This is a genomic window from Streptomyces sp. 35G-GA-8, from assembly GCF_023534745.1.
Lineage (GTDB): Bacteria > Actinomycetota > Actinomycetes > Streptomycetales > Streptomycetaceae > Streptomyces.
Genome location: NZ_JAMHJQ010000005.1, coordinates 274,246 through 288,322, shown reverse-complemented (window position 1 = coordinate 288,322; position 14,077 = coordinate 274,246). Strand labels below are relative to the sequence as shown.

Below are 14,077 nucleotides of genomic sequence, written 5' to 3'. Positions count from 1 at the left end.
ACGTCCGCCCCCCTGGCGCCGGGCGGATGTCGCCGGTCGTGCGGCACCTGCGAACCGAATGAGATCTGGAGAGTCCGATGAGCACGTCCACCAACAAGTACGTCGAGGCGCTGCGGTCCTCCCTGAAGGAGATCGAGCGGCTCCGTCAGCAGAACCAGCGGCTGGTGGCCGCTGCCGAGGAGCCCATCGCCGTCGTCGGGATCGGCTGCCGCTATCCCGGCGGGGTGACCTCCCCCGAGGACCTGTGGGAACTGGTCACCGAGGGCCGCGACGTCATGGCCGCCTTCCCCGCCGACCGCGGCTGGGACCTGGAACGGCTCGCCGGGGACGGGCCCGGCCGCAGCCTCGCCCAGGAGGGCGGGTTCCTCTACGACATGGCGGACTTCGACCCCGGGTTCTTCGGGATCTCCCCGCGTGAGGCCGTCGCCATGGACCCCCAGCAGCGGCTGCTGCTGGAAGTCGCCTGGGAGGCCCTGGAGCGCGCCGGAATCGACCCGGACACACTGCGCGGCAGCCGGGCCGGGGTGTTCGTCGGCACGGCCGGGCAGGACTACGCCACGGTCATCAAGGCGTCCGACGAGGACGCCGAGCTGTACTCGACCACCGGGCACGCCGCGAGCGTCATCTCGGGCCGGCTCTCCTACACGCTCGGCGCCGAGGGCCCCGCCGTCACCGTCGACACCGCCTGCTCCTCCTCACTCGTCGCCCTGCACTGGGCGGCGCAGTCCCTGCGCAACGGCGAGTGCTCCATGGCCCTGGCGGGCGGCGCCTCCGTGATGGCGACGCCAGGACCGTTCGTCTCCTTCACCGCCCAGAGCGGCATGGCCGCCGACGGCCGCTGCAAGTCGTTCTCCCAGGACGCGGACGGCACCGGCTGGGGCGAGGGCGCCGCCGTCCTCGTACTGGAACGTCTCTCGGACGCCCGGCGGGCCGGCCACCCGGTGCTGGCGGTCCTGCGCGGCAGCGCGATCAACCAGGACGGCGCGTCCAACGGCCTGTCCGCACCGCACGGCCCCTCGCAGCGGCGTGTCATTCGCGCCGCCCTGGAGAACGCCCGGCTGTCGCCCGCCGAGGTGGACATCGTCGAGGCGCACGGTACGGGGACGACCCTCGGCGACCCGATCGAGGCGGGGGCCCTGCTGGCCACCTACGGCCAGGACCGCGAACGGCCGCTGCGGCTGGGGTCGGTCAAGTCGAACATCGGGCACACCCAGGCGGCCTCGGGCGCCGCCGGTGTCATCAAGATGATCATGGCGATGCGGCACGGACTGATGCCGCGCAGCCTGCACGTGGGCGAGCCCTCCCACGACGTCGACTGGAGCACCGGCTCCATCGAACTGCTCGACCGGCCCGTCGCCTGGCCCGAGACGGGCCGGGCCCGGCGCGCCGCCGTCTCCTCCTTCGGCGTCAGCGGCACCAACGCGCATGTGATCCTCGAACAGGCCCCGCCGGCCACCGAGAGCGCCCCCGCCGAGGGCGCCTCCGGCGACAACGCCCCCGCCGAGGACTCGACGCCGCCCGGTGTCGTCCCCTGGGCCCTCTCCGGGCGGTCCGCCGCCGCCCTGGCCGACCAGCGCGCCCGGCTGCTCTCCTTCATCGAGCGCAACCCCGGGACCCGGCCCGCCGATATCGGCCACTCCCTCGCCACGGGGCGCTCGGTCTTCGAGTACCGGTCCGTACTGCTCGCCGACGCGACCGATGCCACCGAACCCCCCACCGTGCTCGCCGACGGCGTCGCCGACGAGGGCCCGCTCGCCGTACTCTTCTCCGGCCAGGGCTCCCAGCGCCTCGGCATGGGGCGCGAACTCCACGCCCGGTTCCCGGTGTTCGCCGAAGCCTTCGACGCCGCCGCCGACGCGCTCGCCCCCCATCTCGACCGCCCGCTGCGCGACATCGTCTGGGGAACCGACCCCGACCCGCTCGACGACACCCGCTGGACACAGCCCGCGCTCTTCGCCGTCGAGGTCGCGCTCTACCGCCTCGTCGCCTCGCTCGGCGTCACCCCCGACTTCGTCGGCGGCCACTCCATCGGCGAGATCGCGGCCGCCCATGTGGCGGGTGTGTTCTCGCTGGAGGACGCCTGCCGTCTCGTCGCCGCCCGCGCCTCGCTGATGGCGGCCCTGCCCGCCGGCGGCGTCATGGTCGCCGTACGGGCCACCGAGGACGAGATCGCCGCGCGGCTCACCGGGGTCACCGAACGGGTGTCGATCGCCGCCGTCAACGGACCCACGTCCGTGGTGATCGCCGGTGACGAGAACGCCGTAGGGGCCGTCGCCGCCCACTTCGAGGAGCAGGGCCGCAAGACCAGCCGGCTGCGCGTCTCGCATGCCTTCCACTCGCCGCTCATGGAGCCGATGCTGACGGAGTTCCGCGCCGTCGCGGAGAGCCTGACGTACGAGGAACCCACGATCCCCGTCGTGTCGAACGTGACCGGGCGGATCGCCGACGTCGCGGAGCTGTGCTCCGCCGCCTACTGGGTACGGCATGTCCGCGAAGCCGTACGGTTCGCCGACGGCGTCCGCACCCTCACCGGACGCGGCGTCACCACCCTGCTGGAGCTGGGCCCCGACGGCGTCCTCTCCGCCATGGCACAGGACTCGCTGACGGAGCGGGCCGCGATGGTGCCGCTGCTGCGCAAGGACCGCCCCGAGGAACTGGCCGCGGTCACCGCCCTCGCGCGGATCCACGTCCGCGGCGCCACCGTGCGCTGGGCCGGTCTCTACGACGGCTCCGGCGCCCGCCGCGTCGACCTGCCCACCTACCCGTTCCAGCGCCGGCGCTACTGGCCGGCCGCCGGACCCGACACGGCCGACGACATCCGCGCCGCCGGACTCGGCTCCGCCGGACACCCGCTGCTCGGCGCGGCCGTCGAACTGGCCGACGGCGAGGGCGCGCTGTTCACCAGCCGGCTGTCCACGCGGTCCCACCCCTGGCTCGCCGACCACGGCGTGCGGGGCCGCGCCCTGCTGCCCGGCACGGCCTTCGTCGAACTCGCCGTCCGCGCCGGTGACGAGGTCGACTGCGGCCGGGTCGAGGAACTGGCCCTCGCCGCGCCGCTGGCACTGCCCGAGCACGGCGCCGTCCAGCTCCAGGTGCGCGTCGGCGCCGCCGACGCCGCGGGACGCCGCCCGCTGGGCATCTACTCACGCGCCGAGGACGGCTTCGACCTCCCCTGGTCGCAGCACGCCACCGGTGTCGTCGCCCCCGGCACGGGCGCCCCCGACCCCGGCTTCGACGCCACCGTATGGCCGCCCGCCGGCGCGGAACCCGTCGACCTCGACGGCTGCTACGAACGGCTCGCCGGACTCGGCTTCGACTACGGCCCCGTCTTCCAGGGACTGCGCGCCGCCTGGCGGCTCGGTGACGAGGTGTACGCCGACGTCGCCCTCCCGGAGGGCGCGGGCACCGACGCGAGCGCCTTCGGCCTCCACCCGGCGCTGCTCGACGCGGCCCAGCACGCGGCGGCCTTCACCGACCTCGGCGCGATCAGCCGGGGCGGCCTGCCGTTCGCCTGGGAGGGCGTGTCACTGATCGCCTCGGGCGCCACGGCGGTACGCGCCCGGCTGTCCCCGGCGGGCGACGACACCGTCTCCATCGCGGTGTACGACGCGGCGGGCGGCCCGGTCCTCTCCGTAGACTCCCTCGTCTCCCGCACGGTCCCCACCGAGAGCCCCGACAACTCCGGCGCGGTACACCGGGACTCGCTGTTCCGCGTGGAGTGGACCGCGGTGAAGGGCACGGCCCCGGCCGGACCCGACGCGGTGGCGGTGATCGGCGCCGACCCGCTCGGCATGGCCGACGTCCTGCGTACGGCGGGCGCCCCGGTGACGGCACACCCCGGCCTGGACGCGCTCGCGGCCTCGGACGGCCCGGTTCCCGGCGTGGTCCTGATCGCCGCCGACGGCGCATCCGACGGCGCATCCGACGGCACATCAGACGGCGCGTCCCGGGGCACGGACGGGGGTGTCGTGGCGGCCACCCACGCGCTGGGTGCCCGCGTCCTCGACGACGTACAGCAGTGGCTGGACGAGGACCGGTTCGCCGACGCGCGCCTCGTGTTCGTCACCCATGGCGCGCTCACGGGCGACGACCTCGCCGCCGCCTCGGTCCACGGCCTCGTACGCACGGCCAGGACGGAGAACCCCGGACGCTTCGGTCTCCTGGACCTGGAACTTCCGAGCCGGACGGGACTTTCCCGAGGGGCCCCCGACCCCGGCACGGCCTCACTCCCCCCGGAGGCCGTGCCGGCTCTTCTCCTCTCCGCACTCGCGGCGACGGCCGACGAACCCGACCTCGCGGTACGCGGCGGAGAACTGCTCGCCGCCCGGCTGACCCGCGTCCAGAGCACCGTCCCCGCCGCCGTCCCCGAGGAGCGGGCCGTCTGGAACAGCGAGGGCACCGTCCTCATCACCGGCGGCACGGGCGGACTCGGCGGCGTCCTCGCCCGGCACCTGGTCGCCGAGCACGGCGTACGGCACCTGCTGCTCGTCAGCCGCCGCGGCCCCGCCGCCGACGGCGCCGAGACGCTCAAGGCCGAACTCGCCGCGCGGGGCGCCCAGGTGACCGTCGCCCCCTGCGACGTCACCGACCGGACCGCCCTCGCGGAACTGCTGGCGACCGTCCCCGCCGCCCACCCGCTCACCGCCGTCGTCCACACCGCCGGTGTCGTCGACGACGGCGTCATCGGCTCACTGACCCCGGCGCGCCTCGACAGCGTGCTGCGCCCCAAGGTCGACGCCGCCTGGAACCTCCATGAACTGACCCGCGGACACGACCTGGCCGCGTTCGTGCTCTTCTCCTCCGTCGCCGCCACCCTCGGCAGCCCCGGCCAGGCCAACTACGCGGCCGGAAACGCCTTCCTGGACGCGCTCGCCACCCACCGGCGCGCCGACGGACTGCCCGGCCTCGCCCTCGCCTGGGGCCCCTGGACCCAGAGCGTCGGCATGACCAGGACCCTCACCGACATCGATGTGGAGCGCATCGCGCGCTCCGGCATGCCGCCGCTCACCGTCGACCAGGGCGTGGCGCTCTTCGACGCCGCCCTCGCCGCCGACGCGCCGGCCGTCGCCCCCGTACGTCTCGACCTGCCCGTCCTCCGTACCCAGGGCGAGATCCCGCCGCTGCTGCGCGGCCTCATCCGCACCCCCGGCAGGCGCGCCGCCGCCCAGGTCTCGCAGACGGCGGGCGGCCTCGCCCAGCGGCTCACCGGACTGAACGCCGCCGAACGCCGCGAGATCCTGCTCGACCTCGTACGCGGCCAGGTCGCCCAGGTGCTCGGCCACGCCGACGCCGCGGAGGTCGAGGAGTCCCGCCAGTTCCAGGACCTCGGCTTCGACTCGCTGACGGCGGTCGAGCTGCGCAACGGCCTCAACGCCGTGACCGGCCTGCGGCTGCCCGCGACCATGGTCTTCGACTACCCGACCCCGAGCGCCCTCGCCGACCATATGCGCGACGAACTGCTCGGCACCGGGGCCGAAGCACCGGCCGCGCCGGTACCGGCGCCCTCGCCGGTCGCCGACGACCCCATCGTGATCGTCGGCATGGCCTGCCGCTACCCGGGCGGGGTGACCTCGCCCGAAGACCTCTGGCGGCTCGTCACGGAGGGCGGCGACGCCATTTCCGGCTTCCCCACCAACCGCGGCTGGGACCTCGACGGCCTCTACGACCCGGACCCCGACCACCCCGGCAGGACCCATGTCCGCGAGGGCGGATTCCTGCACACGGCGGGCGAGTTCGACCCGGACTTCTTCGGGATGTCGCCGCGTGAGGCCATGGCCACCGACTCGCAGCAGCGCCTGCTGCTCGAACTCTCCTGGGAAGCGATCGAACGGGCCGGCATCGACCCCGTCTCGTTGCGCGACAGCCGGACCGGTGTGTTCGCCGGCGTCATGTACAACGACTACGGACCGCTGCTCACCGGCGAGGAGTACGAAGCCTTCCGCGGCAACGGCAGCGCGCCGAGCGTGGCCTCCGGCCGGGTCTCCTACACGCTGGGGCTCGAAGGCCCGGCGGTGACCGTGGACACCGCGTGCTCCTCCTCCCTGGTCGGCATGCATCTGGCCGCGGGGGCCCTGCGCAGCGGTGAATGCTCACTGGCGCTGGCCGGCGGTGTCACCGTCATGTCCACCCCGAGCACCTTCGTCGAATTCTCCCGCGCCCGCGGCCTGGCCCCCGACGGCCGGTCCAAGGCCTTCTCCGAGTCGGCCGACGGCGTCGCCTGGTCGGAGGGCGTCGGCATGCTCGTACTGGAGCGGCTGTCGGACGCGCGCCGCAACGGTCACCAGGTGCTGGCGGTGCTGCGCGGCAGCGCGATCAACCAGGACGGCGCGTCGAACGGACTCACCGCCCCGAACGGTCCTTCGCAGCAGCGGGTGATCAGGCAAGCTCTCGCCAGTGGGGGACTGACGGCGGACGACGTCGATGTGGTGGAGGCGCATGGTACGGGTACGACGCTGGGTGACCCGATCGAGGCGCAGGCCCTGCTGGCGACGTACGGCCGTGACCGCGACCCGGAGCGTCCGCTGCTGCTCGGTTCCGTGAAGTCCAACATCGGTCACACGCAGGCGGCGGCCGGTGTGGCGGGTGTGATCAAGATGATCATGGCGATGCGGCACGGAATGCTGCCGCGCACGCTCCATGTGACCGAGCCCTCCACGCATGTCGACTGGTCGGCGGGCGCGGTGGAGCTGCTGACGGAGCAGGTGGAGTGGCCGGAGGCCGGTCGTGCGCGCCGGGCGGGTGTCTCGTCGTTCGGGATCAGTGGGACGAACGCCCATGTCATCCTGGAGCAGCCGCCCACCGTCATCCGGGGATCGGTGCTCGCCGGATCCGAAGTCCCGTCCGTGGAGCCGGGCGTCGAGCCGGGCGTGGTGCCGTGGATGCTCTCGGGCAGGACACCCCAGGCGTTGGCGGATCAGGCACGACGGCTGCTGTCCCTCGTCGTCGGGGCGGACCCGGGAGCGCGGCCGGTGGACGTCGGATTCTCGCTGGCGACGGGCCGTTCGGTGTTCGACCACCGCGCGGTGGTCCTGGCGGGCGACCCCGCCGACACGGAGCGCGCGCTGACGGCGCTGGCGGCGGCCGAACCGGACACCGCGGCCGTATCGGGTGCGGTGGCCACCGGCAAGCGTGCCTTCCTCTTCTCGGGGCAGGGATCGCAACGGCTGGGGATGGGGCGTGAGTTGTACGCCCGGTTCCCGGAGTTCGCGGAGGCGCTGGACTCCGTACTCGCGCTGCTGGACGCCGAGTTGGGGCAGTCGCTGCGTGAGGTGATGTGGGGCGAGGACGCCGAGGCGCTGAACGACACGGGTTTCACGCAGCCCGCGTTGTTCGCGGTCGAGGTGGCGCTGTTCCGGCTGGTCGAATCGTGGGGTGTGCGGCCGGACTTCGTGGCCGGTCATTCGATCGGTGAGCTCGCGGCTGCCCATGTGGCGGGGGTGTTCTCGCTGGCGGACGCCTGCGCGTTGGTGGTGGCCCGAGCGTCGTTGATGCGGGCGCTGCCGGCCGGTGGCGCGATGGTCGCCGTCCAGGCCACCGAGGACGAGGTATCGGCCCTGCTGTCCGGCGAGGTGTCCGTCGCCGCCGTCAACGGCCCCTCGTCCGTGGTGATTTCCGGCGCGGAGGACGCCGTGCTGGAGATCGCGGCGCGGCTGGGGGAGCGGGGCCGCAAGACGAGCAGGCTCCGGGTCTCGGGCGCCTTCCACTCGCCGCTGATGGACCCGATGCTGGACGGGTTCCGGGCGGTGGCCGAGGGGCTGTCGTACGAGGCGCCCCGTATCCCGGTGGTGTCGAACCTGACCGGCGCCCTGGCGTCGGCCCAGGAGCTGTGCTCGGCCGAGTACTGGGTACGGCATGTTCGCGAGGCCGTCCGCTTCGCCGATGGCGTACGCACCCTCGGTGACCAGGGTGTGACCACCTTCCTGGAGCTGGGTCCTGACGGGGTGCTGTCGGCCATGGCCCAGGAGTCCGTACCGGACGGCGCCGTGACCGTACCCCTGCTCCGCGAGAACCGCGCGGGAGAACCCGCCGCCCTCACCGCTCTCGCGCGGCTGTTCGTGCGGGGCGTTCCCGTCGACTGGGCGGCCGTGTTCGCAGGAACCGGCGCGTCACGGGTCGATGTGCCCACCTACCCCTTCCAGCACCAGTGGATCTGGCCGGCCGGCTCCCAGGGCGGTGCCGCCGGTGATGTCCGTGCCGCCGGACTCGGCTCCGCCGAGCACCCGTTGCTGGGCGCGGCTGTCGAACTCGCCGAGGGCGAGGGCGCGTTGTTCACCGGACGGCTGTCCGTCCAGTCGCACCCCTGGCTCGCCGATCACGCGGTCATGGGCCGGATCCTGCTGCCCGGCACCGCCCTGCTCGATCTGGCGTTCCGCGCCGGTGACGAGGTCGGCTGCGACCGGGTCGAGGAGCTGACGCTCGCCGCGCCGCTGGTGCTCCCGGAGCGGGGTGCGGTCCAGGTACAGGTGCGAGTCGGGGTCGCGGACGACACGGACCGACGCTCGATCACCGTGCACTCCCGGCTCGACGGCGCCGACGAGCGGTCGTGGACACAGCACGCCATGGGTGTGCTGACGGTCGGCGGCCCGACCCCGGCCGGCGGCTTCGACGCGACGGTATGGCCGCCGGAGGGCGCGGAGGCGCTGGCGGCGGAGGGCTGCTACGAGCGGTTCGCCGAGCTGGGCTTCGGGTACGGCCCGGTGTTCCAGGGCCTGCGCGCCGCCTGGCGGCGCGACGACGAGATCTTCGCGGAGGTGAGGCTCCCGGAGAGCGCGGAGGGCGACGCCGCGGCGTTCGGACTGCACCCGGCGCTGCTCGACGCCGCGCTGCACGCCTCGCTCCTCGCGGGCGACGGCGAGGAGGGCAACGGAGGACTGCCGTTCTCGTGGGAGGGCGCGTCGCTCCACGCCACGGGCGCCTCCGCGCTCCGGGTCCGTATCGCCCCGGCCGCCGGCCGCGGCGGTGCGGTGTCAATCATGGTCGCCGACCTGTCCGGTGCGCCGGTCGCCTCGGTCGATTCGCTGCTCGTACGGGCGGTGTCGAACGAGGAGCTGAGCGAGGACGCCGCGCTGGCCAGGGACGCGCTGTTCGGCCTCGACTGGGTTCCGGTGCCGGTGGCTTCCGGTACGGATGTGCCCGCGACTCTCGGGCTGGTGGGGCCCGACGCGTTCGGGCTCGCCGACGCACTGGCGGCCTCGGGGTCGCGCGTCGAGACATACGCCGATCTGGCGACGCTGACGGCGGGGGAGTCCCCGGTGCCGGACGTGGTGCTGGTCGCCGTGGCCGGGGGCGGGGGCGGGGCCGGGGACGGGGACGCGGACGGAGCCGCGGACGGGAACGGGGGCGGCGTGGTGGCGTCCGCCCACGCGCTGACCACCGACGTACTGGCGCTCGCACAGGGATGGCTCGCCGCCGAGGAGCGGTTCGCCGGCTCACGGCTGGTGTTCGTCACCAGGGGCGCGATGGCGGCCGGTGACGAGGAGGCCACCGATGTCGCGGCGGCCTCGGTGTGGGGCCTGGTGCGCTCCGCGCAGACGGAGAACCCCGGCTGCTTCGGCCTGGTGGACCTCGGCGTCACGGACGACGGCGCCGCGTCGCTCGCACAGTCCCTCACCACGGACGAGCCCCAGGTGGCGATCCGCGACGGCGCGGTCCTGGCAGGCCGGCTGACGCGACTGGAGTCGGGTACGGGCCTGGTGCCGCCGGCCGGGGTGCCCTGGCGGCTCGACAGCGAGACGCAGGGCAGCCTGGACGGGCTGACCCTGGCCCCGTTCCCCGAGGTCCTCGAACCGCTGACCGGCAGCGAGGTACGGATCGACGTACGGGCCGCCGGTGTCAACTTCCGCGATGTCCTCAAGGCACTCGACATGTACCCCGGCGACGCCGGACGCATGGGACGCGAGGCCGCGGGCGTGGTGACCGAAGTGGGTCCCGACGTGACCGGGCTGCGGCCCGGCGACCCGGTGACCGGACTGGTCTCCGGCGGCTTCGGCTCGCAGGTGGTCGGTGACGCACGGCTGCTCACCCGGCTGCCCGACGGCTGGTCGTGGGAGACGGCGGCGTCGATGCCGCTCGTCTTCCTCACCGCCTACTACGCGTTGGTGGAGCTGGGTGGTGTGCGGCGTGGTGAGAAGGTGCTGATCCACGCGGGTGCGGGTGGTGTGGGTATGGCGGCGATCCAGGTGGCGCGTCATCTGGGGGCCGAGGTGTTCGCGACGGCGAGTGAGGGCAAGTGGGAGGTGCTGCGGTCGCTGGGGGTGGCGGACGATCACATCGCGTCGTCCCGTACGACTGATTTCGAGGCGGCGTTCGCCGGGGTCACGGGCGGCGAAGGCGTCGACGTCGTACTGAACTCGCTGGCCGGCGAGTTCGTGGACGCGTCGTTGCGGCTGGTCGGTTCCGGGGGCCGGTTCCTGGAGATGGGCAAGACCGACATCCGGGATGCCGGCGAGCTGCCCGAGGGTCTGGACTACCAGGCCTTCGACCTCGGCTGGGTGGAGCCGGACGGTATCCAGCGGATGCTGGTCGCCGTCATGGACCTGTTCCAGCAGGGTGCGCTGGAGCCGCTGCCGGTGCGGTCGTGGGACGTACGGCGGGCGCGCGACGCGTTCCGCTTCATGAGCATGGCCAGGCATGTCGGCAAGATCGTGCTCACCATGCCCCGGGTCTGGGACACCGAGGGCACGGTCCTGATCACCGGTGGCACGGGCGGCCTGGGCGGCGTGCTGGCCCGGCACCTGGTGGCCGAACACGGCGTACGGCGCTTGGTGCTCACCAGCAGGCGCGGGCTCTCCGCCGAGGGAGCCACGGAGCTTGTCGCCGAACTGACGGCACAGGGCGCCGAGGTGTCCGTCGAGGCGTGTGATGTCGCGGACCGCGACGCCCTGGCGGGGCTGCTGAGCGCGATCCCGGAGGAGCGCCCGCTGACGGCGGTCGTCCACACGGCCGGTGTCCTGGACGACGGCATCATCGGTTCACTGACCCCCGAACGACTGGCCCGGGTGCTGCGTCCCAAGGCCGACGCGGCCTGGCATCTGCACGAGCTGACCCGGGATCTCGATCTGGCCGCGTTCGTGGTCTTCTCCTCGGTCTCCGGTGTGATCGGCGGCGCGGGGCAGGGCAACTACGCGGCGGGCAACGCCTTCCTGGACGCGCTCGCCGGGCACCGCCAGGCGGCGGGCCTGCCGGGAGTCTCACTCGCCTGGGGTGCCTGGAACCAGGGCGCGGGCATGACGAGCGGCCTCGGGGAGGCCGATCTGCGCCGCGCCGCCGAGGCGGGCATGCCCCTGCTCTCGGTCGACCAGGGCGTGTCGCTCTTCGACGCCGCGCTCGCCACCGGCCAGGCGGCCGTGGCACCCGTACGGCTCGACCTGTCGGTGTTCCGCGCGCGGGACGCCGTCCCGCCGCTGCTGCGGGGACTCGTCCGGACCACTGCCCGGCGCACGGCGGTCGCGGGGCCCGGAGCGCGCACGGACGCCGGACTCGCCGAGCGCCTCGCCGGGCTGGAGCGCGCTGAACGGCACGAAACACTGCTCACGCTCGTACGCGGCCAGGCGGCGCTGGTGCTCGGCCACGCGAGCGGCGACGGCGTCGACCCGGCGCGGGCCTTCCGCGATCTGGGCTTCGACTCACTGACGGCGGTGGAGCTGCGCAACCGGCTCAACACGGCGACCGGACTGCGGCTGCCCGCCACGATGGTCTTCGACTACCCGACCGTCGAGGCACTGGCCGAGCATCTGCTCGACGAACTGGTCGGCCCCGACGCGGACATGGCCACCGACGCCGCGACGCCGGAACTCTCCCGGGCCCTGCTCGACGACGACCCGGTCGTGGTCGTCGGCATGAGCTGCCGCTTCCCCGGCGGCATCGGGTCGCCGGAGGATCTGTGGCGGGTGGTCACCGAGGGCGCCGATGTCGTCTCCGACTTCCCGGTGAACCGTGGCTGGGACGTCGACGCGCTCTACAACCCCGACCCGGAGCACATGGGCACCTCGTACACGCGGCAGGGTGGATTCCTGCATGACGCGGGCGAGTTCGACCCGGCGTTCTTCGGGATGTCGCCCCGCGAGGCGATGGCGACGGACTCGCAGCAGCGGCTGCTGCTGGAGACATCGTGGGAGGCGATCGAGCGGGCCGGCATCGACCCGGTGTCACTGCGCGACAGCCAGACCGGGGTGTTCGCCGGTGTGATGTACGGCGGCTACAACACGGCCCTGAGCGGCAAGGAGTTCGAAGGCTTCCAGGGCCAGGGCAGCGCGCTGAGCGTGGCCTCGGGCCGGGTCTCGTACACCTTCGGATTCGAGGGCCCCGCCGTCACGGTGGACACGGCGTGCTCGTCGTCACTGGTGGCGATGCATCTGGCCGCGCAGGCGCTGCGGAGCGGTGAGTGCTCGCTGGCGCTGGCCGGCGGTGTGACCGTGATGTCGATCCCGGACACCTTCGTGGAGTTCTCCCGGCAGCGGGGCCTGGCCCCCGACGGCCGGTCCAAGCCGTTCTCCGAGTCGGCCGACGGCGTCGGCTGGTCCGAGGGCATCGGCATGCTCCTCCTTGAGCGGCAGTCCGACGCACGGCGCAACGGTCACGAGATCCTGGCGGTGGTCCGTGGCTCGGCCGTCAACCAGGACGGCGCGTCGAACGGTTTGACGGCGCCGAACGGTCCTTCGCAGCAGCGAGTGATCCGTCAGGCGCTCGCGAGCGGTGGACTGTCGCCGGCCGATGTGGACGTGGTGGAGGCGCACGGTACGGGTACGACGCTGGGTGACCCGATCGAGGCGCAGGCGCTGCTGGCCACGTACGGGCGCGACCGCGACCCGGAGCGTCCGCTGCTGCTCGGCTCGGTGAAGTCGAACCTGGGACACACCCAGGCCGCCGCGGGCGCCGCAGGTGTGATCAAGATGATCATGGCGATGCACCACGGAGTGCTGCCCCGGACGCTGAACGTGACCGAGCCGTCGTCGCATGTCGACTGGTCGGCGGGCGCGGTGGAGTTGCTGACGGAGCCGGTGGAGTGGCCGGAGGCCGGTCGTGCGCGCCGGGCGGGGGTCTCGTCGTTCGGTATCAGTGGGACGAACGCCCACGTCATCCTGGAGCAGCCGGTAACGGTGCTTCAGGGAACGGTGGTCGCAGGGCCGGAGGCTCCTGTCGTGGAGCCGGGTGTGGTGCCGTGGGTGCTCTCCGGCAAGACGCCGGAGGCGCTGCGCGGTCAGGCGGGCCGACTGCTCTCCTACATCCAGGCGCGGCCCGAACTGCGGCCGGTGGACATCGGGTTCTCGCTGGCGACGGGCCGGTCGAAGTTCGACCACCGCGCGGTGGTGTCGGCCGGCGAGCGCGCGGAGACGGTGCGCGCGCTGGCGGGCCTGGCGGTCGGCGAGCCGGACGCCTTGGCGGTGTCGGGTGCGGTTGTCGGTGGGAGGACGGCGGTGCTGTTCTCGGGGCAGGGTTCGCAGCGGCTGGGGATGGGGCGCGAGCTGTACGGCCGGTTCCCGGTGTTCGCGGAGGCGCTGGATTCCGTACTGGCGCTGCTGGACGGTGAGTTGGGCCGTGACCTGCGTGCGGTGATGTGGGGTGAGGACGACGGGCTGCTGAATGACACGGCGTTCACTCAGCCGGCGTTGTTCGCGGTGGAGGTGGCGTTGTTCCGGCTGGTGGAGTCGTGGGGTGTGCGGCCCGAGTTCGTGGCGGGTCATTCGATCGGTGAGGTTGCGGCGGCGTACGTGGCGGGGGTGTTCTCGCTGGAGGACGCGTGCGCGTTGGTGGTGGCGCGGGCGCGGCTGATGGGGGCGCTGCCGGACGGTGGTGCGATGGTCGCGGTGCGGGCGACGGAGGACGAGGTCCTTCCGCTGCTGTTCGAGCGAGCGGACCAGGTGTCGGTCGCCGCCGTCAACGGCCCCTCGTCGGTGGTGATCTCCGGCCACGAGGACGTGGTCCTGGAGGTCGCCGCGCGCCTGGAGGAGCAGGGCCGCAAGGCCACCTGGCTGCGGGTGTCGCACGCGTTCCACTCGCCGCTGATGGACCCGATGCTGGACGGGTTCCGGGCGGTGGCCGAGGGGTTGTCGTACGAGGCGCCGCGCATCGCGGTGGT

General features: G+C 73.4%; 1 protein-coding gene (cut by a window edge). It reads left to right on the top strand.

Annotated features, from left to right (window positions below; genetic code table 11):
* Positions 1-77 precede the first annotated feature (77 nt).
* Positions 78-14,077, top strand: partial view of a type I polyketide synthase gene (locus tag M1203_RS13120; RefSeq protein WP_249949812.1) — the 5' portion only. It continues 11,452 nt past the right edge of the window; the window shows 14,000 of its 25,452 coding nt (coding positions 1-14,000); it begins with the start codon at positions 78-80; the stop codon falls past the right edge of the window.